This is a genomic window from Paraburkholderia sp. BL25I1N1, from assembly GCF_003002025.1.
In the GTDB taxonomy this organism is placed as follows: Bacteria; Pseudomonadota; Gammaproteobacteria; order Burkholderiales; family Burkholderiaceae; genus Paraburkholderia.
The window spans coordinates 106,955-128,146 of the sequence record NZ_PVZB01000007.1; the positions used below are offsets into that span (position 1 = coordinate 106,955).

The 21,192-nt window shown below is 63.9% G+C and carries 20 protein-coding genes; 13 read left to right on the top strand and 7 right to left on the bottom strand.

From position 1 onward, the window contains the following. The 3 genes from B0G73_RS12495 to B0G73_RS12505 form a co-directional block, all read right to left on the bottom strand. Nucleotides 1-531, bottom strand: a complete 531-nt coding sequence (locus tag B0G73_RS12495) for a septation protein A (protein ID WP_012432930.1) — start codon at nt 529-531, stop codon at nt 1-3. 167 nt (nt 532-698) lie between these two features. Continuing rightward, entirely contained in the window at nt 699-1,121 is a 423-nt protein-coding gene (msrB, locus tag B0G73_RS12500; protein ID WP_012432931.1) for a peptide-methionine (R)-S-oxide reductase MsrB, read from the bottom strand. A 98-nt stretch (nt 1,122-1,219) separates the two neighbouring features. Next, on the bottom strand, nt 1,220-2,776 hold the full coding sequence (locus B0G73_RS12505) for a YdiU family protein (RefSeq protein WP_106281106.1): 1,557 nt from the start codon (nt 2,774-2,776) through the stop codon (nt 1,220-1,222). 191 nt (nt 2,777-2,967) lie between these two features. Between B0G73_RS12505 and B0G73_RS12510 the strand changes: the two genes are divergently transcribed. The 3 genes from B0G73_RS12510 to B0G73_RS12520 all read left to right on the top strand — a co-directional run bounded on the left by B0G73_RS12510 (nt 2,968) and on the right by B0G73_RS12520 (nt 8,164). Then, nucleotides 2,968-4,653, top strand: a complete 1,686-nt coding sequence (locus tag B0G73_RS12510) for a 3-(methylthio)propionyl-CoA ligase (RefSeq protein ID WP_106281108.1) — start codon at nt 2,968-2,970, stop codon at nt 4,651-4,653. Between the two features lie 160 nt (nt 4,654-4,813). Next, on the top strand, nt 4,814-6,898 hold the full coding sequence (locus B0G73_RS12515) for a 3-hydroxyacyl-CoA dehydrogenase NAD-binding domain-containing protein (RefSeq protein WP_106281110.1): 2,085 nt from the start codon (nt 4,814-4,816) through the stop codon (nt 6,896-6,898). Between the two features lie 87 nt (nt 6,899-6,985). After that, nucleotides 6,986-8,164 (top strand): acetyl-CoA C-acyltransferase, encoded by a 1,179-nt coding sequence (locus tag B0G73_RS12520; RefSeq protein ID WP_106281112.1) that lies wholly within the window; start codon nt 6,986-6,988, stop codon nt 8,162-8,164. Nucleotides 8,165-8,279: 115 nt separating this feature from the next. On the opposite strand, the gene B0G73_RS12525 is transcribed toward B0G73_RS12520, so the two are convergent. Continuing rightward, nucleotides 8,280-8,783 (bottom strand): LEA type 2 family protein, encoded by a 504-nt coding sequence (locus tag B0G73_RS12525; RefSeq protein ID WP_106281411.1) that lies wholly within the window; start codon nt 8,781-8,783, stop codon nt 8,280-8,282. Nucleotides 8,784-8,853: 70 nt separating this feature from the next. Beyond that, on the bottom strand, nt 8,854-9,228 hold the full coding sequence (locus tag B0G73_RS12530; RefSeq protein ID WP_106281114.1) for a hypothetical protein: 375 nt from the start codon (nt 9,226-9,228) through the stop codon (nt 8,854-8,856). A 178-nt stretch (nt 9,229-9,406) separates the two neighbouring features. Between B0G73_RS12530 and B0G73_RS12535 the strand changes: the two genes are divergently transcribed. The 6 genes from B0G73_RS12535 to B0G73_RS12560 all read left to right on the top strand — a co-directional run bounded on the left by B0G73_RS12535 (nt 9,407) and on the right by B0G73_RS12560 (nt 15,556). Then, the gene (locus B0G73_RS12535; RefSeq protein ID WP_106281413.1) at nt 9,407-10,903 is read left to right on the top strand and encodes a PLP-dependent aminotransferase family protein; all 1,497 of its coding nucleotides are present in this window, start codon (nt 9,407-9,409) and stop codon (nt 10,901-10,903) included. Between the two features lie 248 nt (nt 10,904-11,151). Next, on the top strand, nt 11,152-11,541 hold the full coding sequence (locus tag B0G73_RS12540) for a hypothetical protein (protein WP_106281116.1): 390 nt from the start codon (nt 11,152-11,154) through the stop codon (nt 11,539-11,541). A 395-nt stretch (nt 11,542-11,936) separates the two neighbouring features. Then, a complete protein-coding gene (locus tag B0G73_RS12545; protein WP_106281118.1) occupies nt 11,937-12,422 on the top strand; it encodes a PaaI family thioesterase in 486 nt (161 codons plus the stop codon). A gap of 116 nt (nt 12,423-12,538) precedes the next feature. Next, on the top strand, nt 12,539-13,537 hold the full coding sequence (locus B0G73_RS12550) for an NADP-dependent oxidoreductase (RefSeq protein WP_106281415.1): 999 nt from the start codon (nt 12,539-12,541) through the stop codon (nt 13,535-13,537). 68 nt (nt 13,538-13,605) lie between these two features. Beyond that, nucleotides 13,606-14,514: an SDR family oxidoreductase gene (locus B0G73_RS12555; protein WP_106281119.1), complete on the top strand. Its 909-nt coding sequence runs from the start codon at nt 13,606-13,608 to the stop codon at nt 14,512-14,514. Between the two features lie 82 nt (nt 14,515-14,596). After that, a complete protein-coding gene (locus tag B0G73_RS12560; protein WP_106281121.1) occupies nt 14,597-15,556 on the top strand; it encodes an alpha/beta hydrolase in 960 nt (319 codons plus the stop codon). A gap of 117 nt (nt 15,557-15,673) precedes the next feature. Here B0G73_RS12560 and B0G73_RS12565 read toward each other — a convergent pair whose 3' ends face one another. Both B0G73_RS12565 and B0G73_RS12570 read right to left on the bottom strand, forming a co-directional pair. Then, on the bottom strand, nt 15,674-16,519 hold the full coding sequence (locus B0G73_RS12565) for an NRDE family protein (protein WP_106281123.1): 846 nt from the start codon (nt 16,517-16,519) through the stop codon (nt 15,674-15,676). Between the two features lie 89 nt (nt 16,520-16,608). Continuing rightward, entirely contained in the window at nt 16,609-17,682 is a 1,074-nt protein-coding gene (locus tag B0G73_RS12570; protein ID WP_106281125.1) for a folate-binding protein YgfZ, read from the bottom strand. A gap of 78 nt (nt 17,683-17,760) precedes the next feature. Here B0G73_RS12570 and mltG point away from each other — a divergent pair, with 78 nt between their 5' ends. The 4 genes from mltG (at nt 17,761) to B0G73_RS12590 (ending at nt 21,166) form a co-directional block, all read left to right on the top strand. After that, on the top strand, nt 17,761-18,771 hold the full coding sequence (mltG, locus tag B0G73_RS12575) for an endolytic transglycosylase MltG (RefSeq protein WP_106281417.1): 1,011 nt from the start codon (nt 17,761-17,763) through the stop codon (nt 18,769-18,771). Then, complete coding sequence (gene tmk, locus B0G73_RS12580) at nt 18,771-19,391, top strand: dTMP kinase (protein WP_106281126.1); 621 nt, start codon at nt 18,771-18,773, stop codon at nt 19,389-19,391. The genes mltG and tmk overlap by 1 nt, the downstream gene beginning before the upstream one ends. 95 nt (nt 19,392-19,486) lie before the next feature. Further along, nucleotides 19,487-20,521, top strand: a complete 1,035-nt coding sequence (locus tag B0G73_RS12585) for a DNA polymerase III subunit delta' (RefSeq protein WP_106281419.1) — start codon at nt 19,487-19,489, stop codon at nt 20,519-20,521. A 120-nt stretch (nt 20,522-20,641) separates the two neighbouring features. Continuing rightward, nucleotides 20,642-21,166 carry a GNAT family N-acetyltransferase gene (locus tag B0G73_RS12590; RefSeq protein WP_106281128.1) on the top strand — a complete coding sequence of 175 codons (525 nt, stop codon included), beginning with the start codon at nt 20,642-20,644 and terminating at the stop codon, nt 21,164-21,166. The last annotated feature ends 26 nt before the right edge of the window (nt 21,167-21,192 follow it).

Sequence of the window (21,192 nt, forward strand, 5' to 3'; positions counted from 1 at the left end):
TCATTCTTCCTTCATATACTTCGACAACCACAAACTCTGTCCGACGATGAACACCACCAGGCATCCGGTGGCGCCGAACAGCTTGAAATTGACCCACTGGTCGGTCGTGTAGTTGTACGCGACGAACAGGTTCACCAGCCCGAGCAGCACGAAAAAGATCGCCCAGACGACACTCAGCTTGCCCCAGATCGCGTGCGGCAGCGTGATCTGCTTGCCCATCATCGCTTCGATCAGGTTCTTGTTGAAGGCCAGTTGCGAGACGATCAGCGCCACTGAAAACGCCCAGTACAGCACGGTCGGCTTCCATTTGATGAAGGTGTCGTTGTGCAGCACGAGCGTCGCGCCGCCGAACACGGTAACGACGCCGAGGCTCACCCACAGCATCGGATCGACCTTGCGGTGGCGGAAGGCCACCCACGCGATCTGCACCAGCGTGGCGACGATCGCCACTGCCGTCGCCGTGAAAATGCCCCAGATCTTGAAGGCGACGAAGAACAGGATGATCGGGAACAGATCGAACAGGAATTTCATTATCTGGTCGGGAGGTCGGAAATTGAGCGGAGCGTGAGCCGGAGACTATAAGGGCGCAGTGCGAAGCGTCGGGGCGACCGCTTCGCAAGCTGGATGAAGGGTGTCGCGGCCGGCGCGCACCTGATGGCGCGGACGCCGGCCGGCAACGCGCCGGACTCCGCGCTGCGTTACTTGGGCTCGAATTGTAACGCAGCTGAATTGATGCAGTACCGCAGGCCGGTCGGCGCGGGTCCGTCTTCGAATACGTGGCCCAGATGCGCGCCGCAGTTCTTGCATTCCACCTCGATGCGCAGCATGCCGTGCGAGCGGTCGGTTTTCTCCTTGATCACTTCGCCGTCGATTGGCTTGAAGTAGCTCGGCCAGCCGCAACCGGCATCGAACTTGGTGTCCGATTCGAACAGCGGCGTGCCGCAACAGACGCAGTCATAGATGCCGCGGTCCCAGTGGTCGTGGTAGCGGCCGGTGAAGGGGCGCTCGGTGGCGGCGTGGCGCGTCACCTGATATTCGATGTCGGAAAGCTGCTTGCGCCACTCGGCGTCGTCTTTCTGCACGGCGGGGGCGTCGGTCTTGAGTTCGTCGGGTTTGTTCATGGTCGGTTCCTGTCTCGGGCTTGTTTTGAGGGGCAGCTAGATGGTGAGCAGATTCGGCTCAATACATCACTACGCACAAACAGAAGTCGTTTAACGCGTCACGACGAGCAGCTCACTTCCAGCGAGCTCGCCCAGTCCGGCGGCAGTCCCGCATACGCTTCGTGCTCGGGCTGTTCGTCGAACGGACGGCGCAGTACGGCCGCCAGTCGTTCCACTTCGGAAAAATCCTTCTCTTTCGCGCGGCGGATCGCCGTTTCCGCCAGATGGTTGCGAAGTACGAATTTGGGGTTCACACGGTTCATTGCAATGGCGCGCGCGGCGTCGTCGCGTGTTTCTTCGGACAGCCGGGCGCGATAGTCGTTCGCCCAGGCGTCGAACGCGGCGCGGTCGAGAAAAAGATCGCGCACCGCTGTGTCGCCGCTCGCGTCGTGCTTCGACACGCGCGCCAGATTGCGGAAGGTCAGCGTGAAATCCGCACGATTGGCGTGCATCACTTCGAACAGGCGATTCACCAGCGTATCGTCGCCGGGGCGTTCGGTTTCGAGGCCGAGCTTGGCGCGCATGCGCCGCTCCAGCGCTGGGGCAAAGCGATCCTTGAAGCCGCCGAGCACGCGTTGCGCGTCTTCGATCGCCTTGTCGGCGCGCACGCTTTCCTCGTGCTGTTCGCCCAGCAGCGGCAGCAGCCCCTGCGCGAGGCAGAAGAGGTTCCAGTAGGCGATCTGCGGCTGCATCTTGTACGCGTATCGGCCTTGCGAATCGGAATGATTGCAGATGTAGCCGGCGTCGAAGCCGTCCATGAAACCGAATGGACCGTAGTCGATCGTGAGACCGAGGATCGACATGTTGTCGGTGTTCATCACGCCGTGGCAGAAGCCGACCGCTTGCCAGTCGACCATCAGATCAGCGGTCGAGATGACCGCTTCATCGAGCAGCGCGAGATACGGATCGTCCGCTTCGCGGCAATGCGGATAGAAACGCTCGATCACATGATCGGCGAGCGCGCGCAGCGCGTCGGTTCGATCGTTCGAATAGAAGTGCTCGAAGTGGCCGAAGCGCACGAAGCTCGGCGCCACGCGCGTGACCACGGCGGCCGTTTCGACTGTCTCGCGCCGCACCGGCTGATCGGAGCCGATCACGCACAGCGCGCGCGTGGTCGGAATGCCGAGGTGATGCATCGCCTCCGAACACAGATACTCGCGGATCGACGAGCGCAATACCGCACGGCCATCGCCCATGCGCGAATAGGGCGTGCGCCCCGCGCCTTTGAGCTGCAATTCGAAGCGCTGGCCGTTATGTTCGACTTCGCCGAGGCCGAGCGCGCGGCCGTCGCCGAGCTGGCCGGCCCACACGCCGAACTGGTGCCCGGAATAGACCGAGGCGTAGGGCAGCGCTTCGGCTGGCCACTCGCGCGTGAGGTTGCCGGAGAACAGTTCGGCAAAGCCCGGATCATTCTCGACGCCCGGCTCCAAACCGAGCAGCGCGGCGGTTTCGGTGGAGAACCCGACGAGGTACGGCGCATTGAGCGGCGCGGCCGGTAAGCGCGTCAAAAACACGCTGCCGAGCCGCGCGAACGCGCTCTCGTGCAACGTGGTGAGCGCATCTGAAAGGGCCGACAAAGGCCCGGATAACCCTGCAATGCTTGGGGAAAACGACATGTTGAGCGCCTCTGGATTAACCGATATTGTAAGTCCGCGCCCGCGGAGCTGCTGGCCGGCCGTACGGCTGTCCCGTACCGATCCTGTCCAGATCGATCGCCGGCCTTGCGCTTTTCGCCGAAGGCGCGACAAGGCGCGCCCCCCGAGCTGCAAAACCAATTGAAACGATCGAGCCGAGGAGACCACTCTTTATGACGACGCCGCTGCTTGGCCAGATGATGGACGTGCCGCTCACCGTGCCTTCGTTGCTCACACACGCCGCGCGGCATTTCGGCAGCACCGAAATCGTGTCGCGGCGGATCGAAGGCGACCTGCATCGCTATACCTATCGGGATTGCGAGAAGCGCGCGAAGCAGCTTGCGCAAGCGTTGATCGCGCTCGGCGTCGAACCCGGCGAACGGGTCGCGACGCTTGCGTGGAACGGCTACCGCCATCTGGAAGCGTATTACGGCACGACCGGCTTCGGTGCCGTGTGCCATACGATCAATCCGCGCCTCTTTCCCGATCAGATCGCCTACATTGTCAATCACGCCGACGACGCCTACGTGCTGTTCGACACCACCTTCGCGCCGCTCGTCGATGTCCTCGCGCCGCAATGCCCGAAGGTGCGCGGCTGGATCGCGCTCGCCGACGAAGCGCATCTGCCCGCCATGCAGACACCCGCGCTCAGCTACGAAACGCTTGTCACTGCTCAGGACGGCAATTACGAGTGGCCGCCGCTCGACGAGCGGCAAGCCTCGTACCTGTGCTACACATCCGGCACGACCGGCAATCCGAAGGGCGCGCTGTATTCGCATCGTTCGACGGTGCTGCATGCGTTCGGCGCGTCATTGCCGGACGCCATGAGCCTCTCCGCGCGCGACTGCGTGCTGCCCGTCGTGCCGATGTTTCATGTGAACGCATGGGGCATTCCGCACGCCGCGCCGCTGACCGGCGCGAAGCTCGTTTTCCCCGGCAAGGACCTGGACGGCAAGTCGCTGTACGAACTGATGGAGAGCGAACGCGTCACGTATTCGGCCGGCGTGCCCACTGTGTGGCTCGGCCTGCTCAACTATTTGCGCGAGGCGAAGGTGCGGTTTTCGTCGCTCAATCGCACGGTGATCGGCGGTTCGGCCTGTCCGCCGGCCATGCTGCGCACCTTCGAGGACGACTACGGCGTGCAGGTGATCCATGCGTGGGGCATGACCGAAATGTCGCCGCTCGGCACGCTGTCGAAACTGACGTGGGAACAAAGTCAGCGTCCACTCGAAGAACAGCGCACATTGCTTGAGAAGCAGGGACACGTGCTCTATGGCGTCGATATGAAAATCGTCGGCGACGATGGCCGCGAACTACCTTGGGACGGCGTGGCGTTCGGCGATCTGCACGTGCGCGGACCGTGGGTGATCGACCGCTATTTCCGCAAGGACGACTCGCCGCTCGTGGATGGCTGGTTTCCCACCGGCGACGTCGCCACCATCGACCGCGACAGTTTTCTGCATATCACCGACCGCTCGAAAGACGTAATCAAGTCCGGCGGCGAATGGATCAGTTCGATCGACATCGAGAACGTGGCGATCGCGCATCCCGCCGTGGCCGAAGCGGCGTGCATTGCGTGCGCGCATCCGAAATGGACTGAGCGGCCGCTGCTGGTAGTCGTCAAGCGTCCCGGCTTCGAGGTGACACGTGAAGAGTTGCTGGCGTTCTACGACGGCAAGGTCGCCAAATGGTGGATTCCCGACGACGTCGCGTTTGTCGACGAACTGCCGCACACGGCGACCGGCAAGCTGCAGAAGCTCAAGCTGCGCGACATTTTCCGCAATCACGTGCTGCCCTCGGCGCTCGAAGACGAAAAGGACTGTCCGTTGACGCCGCTTGCCAGGGGAAACCCCGCCTAAAAATAAAAAAACGCGAATTGAACGAGCGTGCTTTTTTGTGTATTCTGCCTGCTGACCCCGGAAAAAACAGACAATCGGTCGGATCGTTGGTCCGACTCGATGAACCGGATGGGCGGCATCTGTTGCCGCCCTCACGCATGGATCGCATGGAGGCAGGCAGATGGCAGTGGACTACACAACTCATGACGGCGTGGCCGTCATCACGCTGAACAATCCTCCCGTGAATGGCCTCGGCCTGTCGACGCGAGCGGGTATCGTCGAGGGCATCGAGCGCGCGCAGAACGATCCGGCCATCAAGGCCATCGTGCTGACGGGCGCGGGCAAGGCCTTCTCGGGCGGCGCCGACATCACCGAATTCAATACGCCGAAAGCGACCCAGGAGCCGACGCTCGCCACGGTCAGCAAGACCGTGGAAGGCAGCGCGAAGCCGGTGGTGGCGGCAATTCACAGCGTCGCGATGGGCGGCGGTCTGGAGTTGGCGCTCGGCGCGCATTACCGCATCGCCGCGCCTGGCGCGCAGATCGCGCTGCCGGAAGTGAAACTCGGCATTCTGCCGGGGGCGGGCGGCACGCAGCGTCTGCCGCGCGCCATTGGTCTCGAAGCGGCGCTCAATATGATCGTCTCCGGTGCGCCCGTCATGTCGGAGAAACTCGCCGATTCCGGTTTGTTCGATGAACTCGCGCAGGGCGATCTTGCCGAAGCGGCGCTCGCGTTCGCCCGCAAGGTCGGCGCGAAGGAAGGCCCGCATCCCAAGGTGCGCGACCGCAAGATCGAGCATCCGAACGCTGCCGGTTTCATCCAGTTCGCGCGCAATACCGTCGCCACGATGGCGAAGAATTTCCCCGCGCCGCTGAAATGCATCGATGCCGTGGAAGCCGGCGTGCAGAAGGGTTTCGACAAGGGCCTCGCGTTCGAACGCGAATGCTTCATGGCGCTCGTGCAGACGCCGGAAAGCCATGCGCTGCGTCACGCGTTCTTCGGCGAACGCGCGGCGAGCAAGATTCCCGACGTGCCGTCGGACACGCCGGTGCGCGACATCGGCCAGGTGGCCGTAATCGGCGCGGGCACGATGGGCGGCGGCATCGCGATGAACTTCATCAATGCGGGCATTCCGGTCACGCTGCTGGAAACGAAACAGGAAGCGCTCGACCGCGGCCTCGCCACGATTCGCAAGAACTACGAAGCGACCGTCAAGAAGGGCAAGCTCAAGCCTGAAGCGCTCGAACAGCGCATGGCGCTGATCACGCCCACGCTTTCCTACGACGGCCTCAAGAACGCCGATCTGATCGTCGAGGCGGTGTTCGAAGAACTCGGCGTGAAAGAACAGGTGTTCAAGCGTCTGGACGAAGTGGCAAAGCAAGGCGCGATTCTCGCCTCGAATACGTCGACGCTCGACGTCGACAAGATTGCCGCTTTCACGAAGCGTCCGCAGGACGTGGTCGGCATGCACTTCTTCAGCCCGGCCAATGTCATGAAGCTGCTCGAAGTGGTGCGCGGCAAGGAGACGGCCAAAGACGTGCTCGCCACCGTCATGAAGCTCGCCAAGAAGATCAAAAAGACCGCCGTGGTCTCGGGCGTGTGCGACGGTTTCATCGGCAACCGGATGATCGAGCAGTACATCCGCCAGGCGCTCTTCATGCTCGAAGAAGGCGCGCTGCCCGCACAGGTCGACAAAGCAATCGAGAAGTTCGGCTTCGCGATGGGTCCGTTCCGCATGAGCGATCTGGCCGGCAATGATATCGGCTGGGCGATCCGTAAGCGCCGCTACCAGGAACAACCTGACCTGCATTACTCGAAGATCGCCGATCGTCTCTGCGAGACGGGGCGCTTTGGCCAGAAGACGGGCGGCGGCTGGTACGACTACAAGGCGGGCGACCGCAGCGCGTATCCGTCGAAAGTGGTCGACGACATGATCGTCGCGTTCTCGAAGGAAGCCAACGTGGAGCGTCGCAAGATCAGCGACGAGGAAATCGTCGAACGCCTCGTATTCGCGCTCGTGAACGAAGGCGCGAAGATTCTCGAAGAAGGCATTGCGTCGAAGGCGTCGGACATCGACATGGTCTATCTGACCGGCTACGGCTTCCCGCTCTATCGCGGCGGCCCCATGCTGTACGCGGACACGGTCGGCCTCTACAACGTCGAGCGCGCGATTCGCCGCTATGCGGCGCGGCCGAACGGCGATGCGTGGCAACTGGCGCCGAGCATCGCGGAACTGGCGGCCAAGGGCCGCGGGTTCAACGGCTGAGCTACAGCGCGACTGAATTGACTGAGGTGGCGCTGTGCGGCGAATCGCTCGCGCGCCATCATCGATATCTGGAAGTAGGAGACATGCATGACTGACGCCGTAATCGTATCGACCGCCCGTACGGGTCTCGCCAAATCATGGCGCGGTGGTTTCAACATGACGCACGGCGCGACGCTCGGCGGCCACGTCACGCAGGCCGCCGTCGAGCGCGCGAAGCTCGATCCGGCACGGGTCGAAGACGTGATCATGGGCTGCGCCAATCCGGAAGGCGCGACCGGCATGAACATCGCGCGGCAGATCGCGCTGCGCGCCGGTTTGCCGGTCAGCGTGCCGGGCATGACGGTGAACCGTTTCTGTTCGTCGGGATTGCAAACTATCGCGCTGGCTGCGCAACGCGTGATCGCCGGTGAAGGCGACGTGTTCGTGGCCGGCGGCGTGGAATCCATCTCGTGCGTGCAGAACGAGATGAACCAGCACATGCTGACCGAAGGCTGGCTCAGCCAGAACAAGCCGGAAATCTACTGGTCGATGCTGCAGACCGCGGAGAACGTCGCGAAACGTTATTCGATCTCGAAGGAGCGCCAGGACGAATACGGCGCGCGTTCGCAGCAGCGGGCAGCGGCCGCGCTCGAAGCCGGCAAGTTCAAGGACGAGATCGTGCCGTTGACGGTGCTCGCCGGCGTCGCCGACAAAGCGAGCGGGCGTCTCTTCACGAAGGAAGTGACAGTTAGCGGCGACGAAGGCATTCGCGCCGACACCACGCTCGAAGGCGTATCGAAGATTCGTACCGCGCTGCCGGGCGGTGTCATCACCGCGGGCAATGCGAGCCAGTTCTCGGATGGCGCGTCGGCTTGCGTGGTGATGAACGCCAAGGTGGCGGAGCGCGAAGGGCTGCAGCCGCTCGGTATTTTCCGCGGCTTCGCGGTGGCCGGTTGCGAGCCGGACGAGATGGGTATTGGCCCGGTGTTCGCGGTGCCTAAACTGCTCAAGCAGGCGGGTCTGAAGGTCGAGGACATCGACCTGTGGGAACTGAACGAAGCGTTCGCGGTGCAGGTGCTGTATTGCGCCGACAAGCTCGGCATTCCGCAAGACCGTCTGAACGTGAACGGCGGCGCGATTGCGGTCGGCCATCCGTATGGCGTGTCGGGCGCGCGGCTGACCGGCCATGCGCTGATCGAAGGCAAGCGGCGCGGCGCGAAGCTGGTTGTCGTGACCATGTGCATCGGCGGCGGGCAGGGCGCCGCGGGTTTGTTCGAAGTGGTGTGATGCGGCTCGAACGGTAGTGGACGGCGGGTGCCGTGTGGTTCGGCGCGAAAGCGCGTGAACCATGCGGCACCCGTTTTCTATTCGCGCGTGGCGCAGGCTGGCCCGATGGTCCGCTTCAAGGCAAAGCCATGCCGGCCGACGGCAGGCTCAACGTGCCCTGATCGATGAATCGCGTCGTGCCCGTCAGCCCGCCCGCGAGCTTGCCGCGCAGAATGTACGGAATCTGTCCCGACTCGGTGGCGCCCACGAAGGCGAAGGCCTGGCGAACCGCGGCGAAAGCGGGCACGGTCAACGGCACATTGACGATCGTTTCGCCGTAGCGTGGTACGGTGCCGACCTGATCGCTCACACCGCTCGCGAACGGTTTGCCGTTCAGTTCGAGATCGAGCGACACGCCGTTGAAGCTGACCGCGGAATCGTTGGGATTCTGCACACGCAGTTTGACGTTGAAACGCATCTCGAAGCCCTGGCTATCGATCGGTTCGATGCCGGCCACGTTCACGCGCACCGGGTCGCCGCCGAACAGGCCGGCGCAACCGTTGAGCGTCAGTGCGACGAGGGCGAGAAACGTAGCCAGACGAACGGAACGGCCAGACAGCAGCGCACGAAAGAAGGACATGACCTGCACCTCGAAAGAAGCGGCTTCGGTCATCCATTGTACCGGGCCATGCCGTGCGCCAAACGGCATTTCAGACCGCGCGCCGCAGCCGTGTTCTGACGAGACGGGCCAGTTGCCGCAGAGTTTCATGAATCGGACCTCGACCGTTCTTCCGCGCGCGCCACGGCTGCACGACGAACGCGGCAGCGTTTGCATGCGCGGGACTGATCGACACGACGCCGCGTTGCGGCGTCACGAAGCACTCGCCTTCGTGCAATGTGATCGACGTAACCGGCACGGCGTCGCCCAGCCATGCGAGCGAGCGATCGCGATAGTCGAGTTGCAGATCGCCTTCCACCGCCACGATTGAGGTCCGCGCGGGCAAATCGTGCACGGCCAACTGACCGGTGAAGAGGCGAGCAGGCGCGCCGCGTGCCGGACCAAAACGCGATTGACAGACTGACATGGCGGTTTCCTTTAAAGCGATTCCATGCCATACAGCTTATTGAGTCCGTTCACGTGACAACAGCCGCAGCCACCAGCAATCTGAACCGGTACAGCAACGCGTTTCAATGCGCTGTGTCGGTCGGAATCGAACGAATGTGTATCTGTCGCGCCGCGCGAAATGTCCGCACCATCCGCACATGACTCAATCCATCCTGACGCGGCAGGCAGCGCTTGCGGACCGGCTGCCGGACAGCCAGCCTCTCTACCGGCAATTGGCTGATCAATACCGCCGCGCGATCGGCGGCGGCGTGCTGCGTCCAGGTGACCGCATGCCGTCGATACGTGCCTTCATGCAGCGCCACGGCGTCAGTCTCGCGACGGCAACAGAGAGCTACCGCGTGCTGGAACGCGACGCGCTGATCGATGCCCGGCCGCGCGCCGGTTACTTCGTGCGTGTGCCACCCACCGCGGCGTTGCCGGTCGCGTCCGAACCCGACCTGGCGACGCTGCCCGGCGCCGCGCAGTTCGTCGGTATTCACTCGGTGATTTCCTCGATCGTGGCGACATTCCAGCGCTATCCGAACGCGCTGAATCTCGGCGGCGCGACGGCATCACCCGACTTGTATCCCACGGACGCGTTGCAGAAAGCCGCGCTGCGCGCGTTGCGCAAGCGGCCCACCTTGCTGACCGCCGCCGGACACGATCAGGGCGATCCGGCCTTGCGCGCGATCATTGCGCGCCGCGCGCTCGACGCCGGCATCCAGATCGGCGCCGACGACATCATCATGACTCACGGCGGCATCGAAGCCGTGAATCTCGCATTGCGGGCGGTGACGCAACCGGGCGACACCGTTGTGGTCGAGTCGCCGTGCTTTTTCGGGCTGCTGCAGGCGCTCGAAAGCCTCGGCTTGCGCGCGCTCGAAATTCCGGCCAGTCCGACCACCGGCCTCGCCATCGAAGCGCTGGCGTTCGCGCTGCACACGCATCCCGACATCAAGGCCGTGGTCGTGGTGCCGAACCTGCAAAACCCGCTCGGCAGCGTGATGCCCGACACGCACAAGGCGCGGCTCGTCGAGCTGTGCGCGCAAGCCGGCATTCCGTTGATCGAAGACGATCCGTACCGCGAACTGGCCGACGCCGCGCAGCCGCCCAGATCGCTGAAGGCGTGGGACACCGACGGCACCGTGATTCACTGCACATCGTTCAACAAGGTGCTGGCGCCCGGCATGCGGGTCGGCTGGGTCAACGGCGGCCGCTGGCATCCACGCATCGGCATGCTGAAGTTCGCGCAGTCGCGGCACAACGAACAACTGGCGCAAGTCGTGCTCGCCGAATTTCTGGAAACGAACGCCTATGAGCGGCATTTGCGGCGTTTGCGCGACCGCTTGCGGCTTCAGCGCGAACGGATGGCCGCGGCGATCGCCTCCTCGTTTCCCGACGGCACGCGTTTCACGCCGCCGCGCGGCGGGATGTTTTTCTGGATCGAATTGCCGCATGCCATGTCGTCGACGGTGTTCTTCGAGGCCGCACTGAACGACGGCATTCGCGTGATGCCGGGGACCGTGTTTTCGAATGGCGGACGCTTCGATCATTTCATCCGGCTCAGTTCGCCCAGCACGGATCTCGATCTGGCCGACGAAGCCGTGCGCAGGTTAGGGCGGCTGGCCGCGCGAATGGCGGCTGACCCGGATTGATGCGGTGCAGCGCCGATTACAAGTGCTTGAGGAAGCACGTTACTTTGATCATCATTGATGGATCGTCTGGCGCAGCGGCTCGCGGCAATGCGTCGCGGAAGCGTGGCAAGGCACTCTGACTGGCATCTTCGTATCATTAGCAATCCGGTCATGTGCTGATTGCTGACCGGCTGCTTCTGGCAGATCGTTTCTTGAAGGCAATGCCGATCTGCCCCGCGTTACCACTCGAAGATCACCACGGAGACGATATGCCATTCATTTGTGAAAATGTCGAGTGCCGAGCTGTACTTGCCCGCAAACAGGTCAAACCGAATCGGGACCACAATTCGTTTTACTTCTATTGCCCCGACTGCAACACGCGAAACGAGCTGATCGACGTTGGCGCTGCCGGCGGTCCGTTGGAACTGATTCAACCCGTGCGGCAAGGACTCCCGCACAAGGTGGTCGCCACCGCCCGGCCTCTCGAGGACGGAAGATATGCAGCGCAGTTGAGTATTCAGAAAGCGCTCGGCATCAAGGGTCCGTTTGCCGCCGAAGAGCACTGGGACCAGCTTGGCGTTTTCCCCGATCCACAAGACGCCGTCAGCTATGCGAAGACCACCGCTGCGGATTGGCTGGGCGCTGACTTTAGCCACTAGAAAACACCAAACGGTTCGGCGTCGCGCTCGCGCGCTGATCCTGAAGGTTTGTTCGTGAACGTCTCGTAGGCTTCTTCTAATTCGCCGCCTACGCAACCTGTACCCGATCGGAGTCAGTGGCTGGCACCGATCGGGCAGCAGTCCAGCCGGTCATTTCGACAACACGGGCGTGATCTGGCGCAAAGCGCAATGCTCGCAAGTGAGCCTCGATCCGCATCGTCAAGGGCCCGTTCCTGCCCACCCGAACCTCCCGATAAAACTCCACCAAACGCGTAAGTTTGATAGGCTTGCTGTTTGCCTTGGCCAACGGGCTAGCTCGAGCAAAACGCTGGAGCTTCCCCACGCGCCCCGCGGCAATTTCATGAACGTACCGACCAGTCAATCTGCAAACAGCCATGACCGATTCGCCCTCATCTAACGCGAGTGCCGCGTCCATGCCCGAGAGCCCGTTCGTCGACCGGCTCGGCGCGCAGCTTCTGTCGGCCGCGGACGGCGCCAGCGAAGTCGTGCTGCCGTTGCGGCACGATCATATGAACACGTGGGACGTCGCCCACGGCGGCGTCACCATGACGCTGGCCGACATCGCGCTTGCAATGGCCGCGCGCAGTCTGGCCGGCGACGGCGTCGGCGTCGTCACGGTCGAGATGAAGGTCAACTTCATGCAGCCGGGCCGCGGCGAATTGCGCGCGAGCGCTCGCGTGCTGCACCGTTCCACCACCATGGCCTACTGCGAAGGCGAGATCCGCGACAGCGAAGGCCACTTCGTCGCCAAGGCGCTCGGCACCTTCAAATACATGCGGCGCCTCGCCGTCGGGCGCGACATCACGCAACAACGCTTACGCAGCGACCCGTCGGCGAAACCGGGTCCTAGCGACGGCTGAGCGCAAAGCTTGCGAACCGCGTGCGCATCTGAACGAGACGCGCGCGCCGTTTCTCCCTTCGCAAACTCTGTTCAAATCATTCGCCGATTCATCGGCAACCCATGGAGACGATCGTCATGCCCCAGATCAACCGTCAACTCGTGCTGGCGTCGCGCCCGCAAGGCGCTGCGACGCCCGATAATTTCCGCCTCGTCGAAGCACCGCTTGCTCCGCTGGCCGACGGCGAATTGCGCGTGCGCAATCACTACCTGTCGCTCGACCCGTACATGCGCGGCCGTATGAACGACAGCAAGTCCTACGCGCCGCCGCAACCGCTGAACGAAGTGATGATCGGCGGCACGGTGGGAGAAGTGGTGGAGTCGAAGAATCCGAAGTTCGCGGTCGGCGACAAGGTCGTCGCGATGTTCGGCTGGCAGGAATACGGCACCTCGAACGGGGCCGGCGTGCAGAAAGTCGACGACACGCATGTGCCCTTGTCGGCCTATCTCGGTCCGGTCGGCATGCCGGGTGTCACTGCGTGGTACGGCCTGAACCGCATCATCGCGCCGAAGGCGGGCGAGACAGTGGTGGTCAGCGCGGCGAGCGGCGCGGTGGGCAGCGTGGTCGGTCAACTGGCGAAGCTGGCCGGCGCGCGCGCGGTCGGCATCGCCGGCGGCGCGGACAAGTGCCGCTATGTGACCGAGACGCTCGGCTTCGACGCCTGCGTCGATTACAAGGCCGGCAATCTTTATCAGGACCTCAAGGCCGTCACGCCGAACGGCGTGGATGGCTACTTCGAGAACGTCGGCGGCGCCGTGCTCGACGCGACGCTCGCGCGCATGAATGCGTTCGGCCGGATCGCGCTGTGCGGGTTTATCGCAGGCTACGACGGCGAACCGTTGCCGCTCAAGCATCCGTCGCTGATGCTTACGCAGCGTCTGCTCGTGCAAGGCTTCATTGTCAGCGAGCATATGGACGTGTGGCCGGAAGCGCTCAAGCAGCTCGGCACACTGGTCGCGCAAAAGAAGCTGGAATATCGCGAAACCATCGCGCAAGGACTCGAAGCGGCGCCCGAGGCGTTTATCGGTCTGCTCAAAGGCAAGAACTTCGGCAAGCAACTCGTCAAGCTGATCTGATCGCGCCGGCGCTCACCAGCGTGAAGCGAATCACGCAACACGCCGGTCAAAACCAGGAGAGTCAAACGATGTTCGAATTCGCAGGCAAGGTGGCGGTGATCACCGGTGCGGCGAGCGGTTTCGGCCGCGCGTTCGCGCAGAAGGGCGCGTCGCTCGGCATGAAGCTCGTGCTCGCGGACGTCAACCCCGACGCGTTGGCGCAAACCGTCGAAGCTTTGCGTGCCGACGGCGCCGAGGCGATCGGCGTGCCGACGGACGTCGCCAGCGCGGCGCAGGTCGAAGCGCTCGCGCAGGCGGCGCTCGACGCCTACGGCCGCGTGCATCTGCTGTTCAACAATGCGGGCGTGGGCTCGGGCGGCTTCCTGTGGGAAAGCTCGGCGAACGATTGGTCGTGGGTATTCGGCGTGAACGTGATGGGCGTCGCGCACGGCGTGCGGGTTTTCACGCCGATCATGCTGGCGCAGAACGAGCCCGCGCATATCGTCAACACCGCGTCCGTCGCGGGACTGCTGTCGCCGCCCGCGATGGGCATCTACAACGCGTCGAAGCACGCCGTGGTGTCGCTCACCGAAACGCTGTATCACGACCTGCGGTTGGCGCAAGCCGGCCAGGCAGAGGCGGAAGCGGAAGCGGAAGCGGGCGGCCTGGTCGGCTGTTCTCTGCTGTGTCCGGCCTTCGTGCCGACCGGCATCGCCGATGCGGAACGCGCGCGCCCCGCGGACCTGCGCAACGACAGCGGACCGACGCGCTCGCAGATCGCCGCGGGCAAGCAACTGCAGCGTGCCGTGCAATCAGGCAAGCTGAGTGCCGGCGATGTCGCCGACCTCACCTTCGAAGCGATCGCCGCGCGGCGTTTCTATATCGTCACGCATCCGGCCATCATGGCGACGGTGAAGCTGCGTCACGAGGATATCGAGCAGTTGCGCAATCCCATCGATCCCATGTCGCTCAAGCCGGAAGTGAAGAACGCCGGTTAGGCGCGACTGTGATCGCATCGGCGGCGCGCTATCGCGCCGGTCTCTTTCAAATCTTCGGCGCTCACGCGCCAACAGACGCACCATGCCGCTGAATTCGAAGATCGAGCAGGTGCTCGATATGATTGCACGGGCCAAACGCCCGAAGCTTCACGAAATGACCGCGCAAGACGCGCGGGCCTCATACGAAAAAAGCGCGCCGATTCTGGAAATCGCCAGCGCGCCGATGTTCGCGCTCGAAGATCTGCGAATCCCGACACGCGACGGCGCGACGATTCGCGTGCGTCTTTATCAAGCGGTCGAGCCGAGCTGGGCTGAACCCGCGCCGGCGTTGGTGTACTACCACGGCGGCGGCTTCACGGTGGGCAGCGTCGATACGCACGATGCGCTGTGCCGGATGTTCGCGCGCGACGGTCAGTGCACGGTGTTGTCGGTGGATTACCGGCTCGCGCCGGAGCACAAGTTTCCCACCGCCGTCGACGATGCGTTCGACGCGTTGCGCTGGCTGCATGAGCATGCGGCGGAATACGGCGTGGACAGAGCCCGGCTCGCGGTGGGCGGCGATAGCGCGGGCGGCACATTGGCCACGGTTTGCGCGGTCCTCGCGCGCGACGCCGACATCGAACTCGCCCTGCAACTGCTGATCTATCCAGGCACGACCGGCTACCAGCAAACCGATTCGCACTCGCGTCTCGCCGACGGTTTTCTATTGTCGGGCGACACGATCCAATGGTTCTTCGAGCAGTACGTGCGCGATACGAGCGACCGCGACGACTGGCGTTTCGCGCCGCTCGACGGCCAGCGTGGCGCGCCCGATTTCAGCGGCGTTGCGCCGGCGTGGATCGCTACCGCCGAATACGATCCCTTGAGCGACGAAGGCGATGCCTACGCGGAGAAATTGCGTGCCGCGGGCAATGCGGCCACGCTCAAGCGCTATCCGGGCATGATCCACGAGTTCTTCAAGATGGGTGGCTACGTACCCGAGGTCGCTGAGGCGCACGCGGATGCCGCGGCGGCATTGCGCGCGGCTTTCGGCATCGAGTGAACGCGGTTTGCCTAGCGCTTGGCGGCGCACCGTTGGTGGTCAGCGCCAAATGTCGAGCGACGAAGGGCGAACTGTAGGCGACAAGCAGCGAACCGTCGCCATGCCGCCCAACAAGCATCACTCCATCTCGCGTTCGATATTAAAAGCGAAGCTGCGCTCGAAGTCGCCGGGCCGCACGATGCGGTGTGAACCGTTGTCGTCGCTGCGCTCGGCGACGGCCACGCTGATCACCTGACCATGCACGGCCACGCGCAACGCCGTCGTGCCGCGCGTGCCGTACTCCGGCGTTTCGATAAACGCCGCCGACAATGCCCGTTCCCGTTCGAGCGGAATGCCGGTGGACGGCAACTCGTCGTCGCGTGCGAGGCGCGGATCGCGCATCAGATCGATCAGGCTTTCGAGCGGCGGCATCGCGTCGCGCGCGAGCAGCGTGGCCAGTTCGGCGCGCTTTTTCACCAGCTTCGGCCACGCGGTATCGAGCACCGCATTGGAAATGCCATGCGTGCCCGGTGCGAGCAGCGTGGGCGCGAGGCCACCCCGGTTGCAATACCAGGCGAGTTCACGGCGCGTCCAGTCGCCCACCAGCAGATTGAACCCGTTGTAGATGTCGCCGGTTTGCGCGACGTGCTGCAGGTACGCCAGCGGCGTGGCGTGCGGGTTCCCGGTCGCATCGCGCGTGGCGGCTTTCAGCCAGTCGCTGACGAGCGTGCCCCGGGTCGGCGCGTCGGCGCGCATTTCATGCGGCGCGCGGTAATTGGTCAGCGCGGCGAAGCGGCCGTCGCGCGACATGCCGAGCCACGTGCCGCCGCCCTGAAGATCGCGGCCGGCCAGCACACCCGGCGCGTCCTGCCACCAGCTGATCGGCTCGGCGGTGCGGCGAAAGAATTCGTCGCGATTCGCGGCGAGCGTGAAGAGCGGGCCGTCGACCGCGTCGGGTCGCCAGTCGAAGACGATCAGGCACATCGGGGGGCATCTCCCGGTGGGGGCGTTGCAGGTGAAGAGGCCAGTAAAAAGCGGCGCCTGATTGCGCCGCTTCGTACCGCGAGAGAGCTTTAAACTTCGGTCGGCAACCCGTAGGGCAACGGCAAAAACCGCAGCGCCGGGCCGTCCGCCGCGCCCAGATGCACCGAGCCGTTTTCCAGCGCGGCGAGCTTGATCTCGACCAGCACATCGACGCCACCGTCCGGCGCCCATGCCGCGTTTACGACCATGCCGCACGGCTGGCCAGGATCGTCCGAATGAAACAGTTCCGCGCCGGCGCGCACCGTGTCGAGCTCGCCTGGCACGTTAGCGAGCGAGGTGCGCCGCTTGATCGTGCCGCGATACTGGCTGCGCGCCACGACTTCCTGACCGGGATAGCAGCCTTTGCGGAAATTTACCGCGCCGAGCACGTCGAAATTGACCATTTGCGGCACGAATTGCTCGACCACCGGCTGCGTGATGCGCGGCTCGCCCGCGCGAATGTCGAGCCAGTCCCACACGGCGGGCGAGACGCGTTTGAGTTTTTCGTCGAGCAAGGGCAGCAGCGACTCGACCTGTGCCTTCGGGCCGATCCACAGAAAACGCAGGTGATCGAGCGCGTCCGGCACGCGAATCAGCGAGCCCGCCGCGCCGTCCACTTTCACATGCACGCCGTCCGGCAGCGCGTCGAACACGCCCGAGAGCGCCTTGCGCACGTCGCCGGCAAGACCGATCACGGCCAGTTCGCCGCTCGCATCCGCAAGCCTGGCTTTGGCGCGCAGCACGAACATGGAGAGCCGCTTCTGCACGGCAGCCTGCACGTCTTTCGACGCCAGCAGGCGGATCGTATCGCCGCTGCGCCACGTCAGGAACGATGCCAGCAGACGCCCCTTGGCCGAGCAGTAGCCGGCCAGGCGCGCGTTGGCGGCGTCGAGATGCTGGGTGTCGTTGGTCAACTGGCCATGCAGGAAGCTCGCCGCGTCGTCGCCGGTGGCGTCGATCACGCCGAACTGCGTGAGCGGCATGTACGCGCCGTGGTGGATGACGGCGTCGAATTCATCGGCAGAGGGGCGCGGCAGCGTGGGCAGAACGGCGGGCGTGGCGGCAGCGGTCGTGACGGCGTTGCCAGAGGGAGTGCCTGAAGCGGTAGCGAGCGGTGTGTTCATGGATTCCGAGAACAGTCAATTCTGACTTTAGCTAAGGCAAACAAGTATTATATGCAGTCCAACCTTGCCACGTTTCGCATGTCCCTTCTGAAGAAATGTTTCGCCGCCGGCGCAATCGTCGTTGTGCTGGCCGCAGCCGCCATTGCCGGTGGGTATCATTGGGCCAACAGCCCGCTCGATCTGAACCCCGCGCAACTCGATGTCACCGTCAAGCCGCACAGCAGCTTGCGCAGCGTCACGCTGCAGCTCAATCGCGGCGGCGTGCCGGTCGAGCCGGAACTGTTCGTCATCATGACGCGGCTGCTAGGGCTGCAAAGCGAGCTGAAATCGGGCAACTATGAATTCAAGACGGGCGTGACGCCGTACGAGGTGCTGCAGAAAATCGCTCGCGGCGACGTCAACGAATACGTGGCGACCATCATCGAAGGCTGGACTTTCAAGCGCATGCGCGCCGAGCTGGACGCCAATCCGGCGCTCAAGCACGACACGATCGGCATGAGCGACACGGATCTGATGAACGCGATCAACGCGCCGGAGGCGTCGATCGGCAATGGCGAAGGGCTGTTTTTCCCGGATACGTATCTGTTCGACAAGAACACCAGCGATCTCGACGTATACCGCCGCGCCTATCGCCTGATGCGTCTGCGTCTGGACGAAGCATGGACCGCGCGCGCGCCGAATCTGCCGTACAAGACGCCGTACGACGCGTTGACCATGGCGTCGATCATCGAAAAGGAAACCGGCAAGAAGTCCGACCGGCCGATGGTCGCCGCGGTGTTCGCGAACCGTCTGCGGGTGGGCATGCCGCTGCAAACCGACCCGACCGTGATCTACGGGATGGGCGACAGCTACGCCGGCCATATCAGGAAAAAAGACCTGCAGACCGACACTCCCTACAATACCTACACCCGGATGGGCCTGCCGCCGACGCCCATTTCGCTGCCCGGCGTGGCGTCGCTGCAAGCGGCGTTGAATCCGGCGCAAACCACCGCGCTCTATTTCGTGTCGCGCGGCGACGGCAGCAGTATCTTTTCCGACACCCTCGGCGATCACAACAAGGCCGTGGACAAATACATTCGAGGGCAATGATGGCGCGGGGCAAATTCATTACGTTTGAGGGCATCGACGGGGCGGGCAAGACCACCCATCTCGGCTGGTTTCGGGAGCGCCTCGAACAGAAGGTCGCAAGCGCCGGACGCTCGGTCGTGATGACGCGCGAACCCGGCGGCACGCCGCTCGGCGAGCAGATTCGCGAGATCGTGCTGCATCAGAAGATGGACCTCGAAACCGAGGCGCTGCTGATGTTCGCGCTGCGCCGCCAGCATCTGGCCGAGGTAATCGAGCCCGCGCTCGCGCGCGGCGACTGGGTGCTGTCGGACCGTTTCACCGACGCGACTTTCGCCTATCAGGGCGGCGGCCGCGGTCTGCCGCGCGACAAGCTGGAAACGCTGGAGCGATGGGTGCAGGGCGGTTTTCAACCGGACCTGACGGTGCTGTTCGACCTTGCGCCTGAGGTTGCCAACGAACGGCGCAGCGCCGTGCGCGATCCGGATCGCTTCGAGAGCGAGTCGGTGGCGTTTTTCAACCGCACGCGCGCCGAATATCTGCGCCGCGCCGAAGAAGCGCCGTATCGGTTCGCTATCATTGACTCCGCGCAGAGCATTGTGCAGATTCAGAGAAAGCTTGATGAGTTGATTGCAGTGCTTTGATTTAAAAAGAATATAGCCCTGCCTTATAACACCATGCAGAGTTCGTGTTACACCTCAGATACAATCTGCAACCGTTTGATTTAAAAAGAGAAATGATGATTTATCCGTGGCAAGCCGATGACTGGAACCGCCTGCAGCAGCTGCGCGGCCACTGGCCGCACGCCTTGTTGCTGCATGGACAGGCCGGCATCGGCAAGCTGCGCTTCGCGCAGCATCTCGCGCAAGGTCTGCTGTGCGAGGCGCAACAGCCGAACGGCGAGCCGTGCGGCGCGTGCGTGGCCTGCAACTGGTTCGCGCAGGGCAATCATCCGGACTACCGGATCGTCGTGCCCGAGGCGCTCGCCGCCGAAGCCGGTCTGAACAACGCCGCGGACGAAAAAGCCGACAAGGCCGACGCCGACGAAGGCAAGAAGACCCGCGCGCCCAGCAAGGAAATCAAGATCGAGCAGGTTCGCGGCCTGCTGGACTTCGTCGGCGTGGGTTCGCATCGCGGCGGCGCGCGTGTAGTCGTGCTGTATCCGGCGGAAGGGCTGAACATCGCCGCGGCCAACGCGCTCCTGAAGACGCTCGAAGAACCGCCGGCGGGCGTCGTTTTCCTGATGGTGTCGGCGCGCATCGACCGCCTGCTGCCCACCATTATCAGCCGCTGCCGCCAGTGGCCGATGACCCTGCCCGCGCCCGACGTGGCGACGAAATGGCTCGCCGCGCAAGGCGTGGCCGAAGCGCCCGCGCTGCTCGCCGAAGCCGGCGGCGCGCCGCTCACCGCGCTCGCGCTCGCCAGCGACGAGAACCGCGCGCTGCGCGACTGGACGCTCAAGCAACTCGCCGCGGGCCCCGATTGCGATGCCTTCGCGTGCGGCGAGGCGTTGCAGAAGCTGCCCGTGCCGCTGGTGCTAGGCTGGCTGCAACGCTGGATGTACGATCTGCTGGCGCAGCGCACGGCGGGCGCGCCACGTTATTTTCCCCAGGCGTCGGTGGCGCTGACGCGTTGCGCGTCGCAGGCCGATGCCAGCGCGTTCGCGCGCTTCATGCGCATCGTGACGCGCCAGCGTGCCGTCGAGAACCATCCGCTGAATGCGCGGCTGGTGTTCGAGGAACTGTTTATCGGTTATCGCGAGTTGTTCGCCTAAGACCTGTTCGCGAGGTACGCCGGTAGCGGCGGGCGCGCTTTGCAGCGCTTTACCGCACCAGGCGGACGGCGTCGTCCATTTTTCTTCCCGTATTGGCTTTCCCTCCAAGTTCAACGCACCATGAGCCTTTCCTACCGCGATGCCACGCTCGACGATCTGCCCGCGATCGTCGCCATCTATAACTCGACCGTGCCGTCGCGGCAGGTCACGGCGGATCTCGAACCCGTCAGCGTCGAAAGCCGGTTGGGCTGGTTTCACGCGCACGGTCCGCAAAAGCGGCCGCTGTGGGTAGTGGAAGACGCGCAACAACCCGGCCGCGTGATCGCGTGGCTGAGCTTTTCGGATTTCTACGGCCGTCCCGCTTATCAACGCACCGCCGAAGTCAGCATCTATCTCGACGAAAGCGCGCGTGGCCGCGGCCTCGGCAAACAATTGCTGGCGGCATCGCTGGCGGCGGCGCCGGCGCTCGGCATCGACTCCGTGCTCGGCTTTATCTTCGGCCACAATGAGGCGAGCCTGCGCCTGTTCCGCAGCTTCGGTTTCGACACGTGGGGTTCGTTACCGCGCGTGGCCGTGCTGGACGGCGTGGAGCGCGATCTGGTGATTCTCGGCAAACGCCTGGACTCCGCCGCAGCCGCCGCCTGATTCACTTCGAGCACTTTCTAAGCAGG

Excerpts from the sequence above, each read along its gene's own strand:
- B0G73_RS12495 (WP_012432930.1), bottom strand. The coding sequence starts at position 531 with ATGAAATTCCTGTTCGATCTGTTCCCGATCATCCTGTTCTTCGTCGCC.
- msrB (WP_012432931.1), bottom strand. The coding sequence starts at position 1,121 with ATGAACAAACCCGACGAACTCAAGACCGACGCCCCCGCCGTGCAGAAA.
- B0G73_RS12505 (WP_106281106.1), bottom strand. The coding sequence starts at position 2,776 with ATGTCGTTTTCCCCAAGCATTGCAGGGTTATCCGGGCCTTTGTCGGCC.
- B0G73_RS12510 (WP_106281108.1), top strand. The coding sequence starts at position 2,968 with ATGACGACGCCGCTGCTTGGCCAGATGATGGACGTGCCGCTCACCGTG.
- B0G73_RS12515 (WP_106281110.1), top strand. The coding sequence starts at position 4,814 with ATGGCAGTGGACTACACAACTCATGACGGCGTGGCCGTCATCACGCTG.
- B0G73_RS12520 (WP_106281112.1), top strand. The coding sequence starts at position 6,986 with ATGACTGACGCCGTAATCGTATCGACCGCCCGTACGGGTCTCGCCAAA.
- B0G73_RS12525 (WP_106281411.1), bottom strand. The coding sequence starts at position 8,783 with ATGTCCTTCTTTCGTGCGCTGCTGTCTGGCCGTTCCGTTCGTCTGGCT.
- B0G73_RS12530 (WP_106281114.1), bottom strand. The coding sequence starts at position 9,228 with ATGTCAGTCTGTCAATCGCGTTTTGGTCCGGCACGCGGCGCGCCTGCT.
- B0G73_RS12535 (WP_106281413.1), top strand. The coding sequence starts at position 9,407 with ATGACTCAATCCATCCTGACGCGGCAGGCAGCGCTTGCGGACCGGCTG.
- B0G73_RS12540 (WP_106281116.1), top strand. The coding sequence starts at position 11,152 with ATGCCATTCATTTGTGAAAATGTCGAGTGCCGAGCTGTACTTGCCCGC.
- B0G73_RS12545 (WP_106281118.1), top strand. The coding sequence starts at position 11,937 with ATGACCGATTCGCCCTCATCTAACGCGAGTGCCGCGTCCATGCCCGAG.
- B0G73_RS12550 (WP_106281415.1), top strand. The coding sequence starts at position 12,539 with ATGCCCCAGATCAACCGTCAACTCGTGCTGGCGTCGCGCCCGCAAGGC.
- B0G73_RS12555 (WP_106281119.1), top strand. The coding sequence starts at position 13,606 with ATGTTCGAATTCGCAGGCAAGGTGGCGGTGATCACCGGTGCGGCGAGC.
- B0G73_RS12560 (WP_106281121.1), top strand. The coding sequence starts at position 14,597 with ATGCCGCTGAATTCGAAGATCGAGCAGGTGCTCGATATGATTGCACGG.
- B0G73_RS12565 (WP_106281123.1), bottom strand. The coding sequence starts at position 16,519 with ATGTGCCTGATCGTCTTCGACTGGCGACCCGACGCGGTCGACGGCCCG.
- B0G73_RS12570 (WP_106281125.1), bottom strand. The coding sequence starts at position 17,682 with ATGAACACACCGCTCGCTACCGCTTCAGGCACTCCCTCTGGCAACGCC.
- mltG (WP_106281417.1), top strand. The coding sequence starts at position 17,761 with ATGTCCCTTCTGAAGAAATGTTTCGCCGCCGGCGCAATCGTCGTTGTG.
- tmk (WP_106281126.1), top strand. The coding sequence starts at position 18,771 with ATGGCGCGGGGCAAATTCATTACGTTTGAGGGCATCGACGGGGCGGGC.
- B0G73_RS12585 (WP_106281419.1), top strand. The coding sequence starts at position 19,487 with ATGATTTATCCGTGGCAAGCCGATGACTGGAACCGCCTGCAGCAGCTG.
- B0G73_RS12590 (WP_106281128.1), top strand. The coding sequence starts at position 20,642 with ATGAGCCTTTCCTACCGCGATGCCACGCTCGACGATCTGCCCGCGATC.